This is a genomic window from Vibrio sp. 2134-1, from assembly GCF_033339495.1.
Genome location: NZ_JAWOUS010000613.1, coordinates 1 through 617, shown reverse-complemented (window position 1 = coordinate 617; position 617 = coordinate 1). Strand labels below are relative to the sequence as shown.

Genomic DNA, 617 nt, shown 5'->3' with positions numbered 1-617 from the left:
GTCGGTTGTACGTCAGCACGCCGCCCTAAATCACCACAGTGACTTTCATCCATAATGAAAGCTACATGAGGTCATTCATCAAAATCTCATACTCTTCATTCGCTTCTTCAACTAAATGAGAAAGCTCTAACGCGTCGGTAACTGCAAGATTGAACTGCCACGGGGTTGCGTCTTCTTTGCCACAAATTCGAGTTTCACACCCACGACTTTCAAAAGATAAATCATCAAACTCGGTCGTATGACGCTCTTCAAGTTCGATAATTTCAACTTCCAATCTTCCAACAGGGTTTACTTTAACGTGCGCGTGTAACTCTGAACTGCTAGACAAACAATAATCTCGATGAACCGCAATCATGGCCGCCTTCTTGTCCTGCCAACTAACCACTCATCAAAGAGTGTAGGAGAGGAAGTTTGAACGTGGGGTGAAATAATAATGAAGATTGATCTGTCTCATTGGAGGAGACAATTTTTGTCATCACAGTATGAGTCGGTATGAAACTCGCCTGAAATCACACAGAGTCAAACCAGAAAAGTTGGCATTCAAGGCGAGTTTCCCTATTATCGAAACACATTTAACGTTGGTCAGTTTAGAGGTCAGTATGGAGCTAGAAGCCGTC

General features: G+C 43.1%; 1 protein-coding gene. It reads right to left on the bottom strand.

Going from position 1 to position 617, the window contains the following annotated elements; translation table 11 throughout:
- Positions 1-61 precede the first annotated feature (61 nt).
- Positions 62-355, bottom strand: coding sequence for a hypothetical protein (locus tag R7R78_RS27540; protein WP_005459692.1), 294 nt, complete (start codon positions 353-355; stop codon positions 62-64).
- Positions 356-617 lie beyond the last annotated feature (262 nt).

Excerpts from the sequence above, each read along its gene's own strand:
- R7R78_RS27540 (WP_005459692.1), bottom strand. The coding sequence starts at position 355 with ATGATTGCGGTTCATCGAGATTATTGTTTGTCTAGCAGTTCAGAGTTA.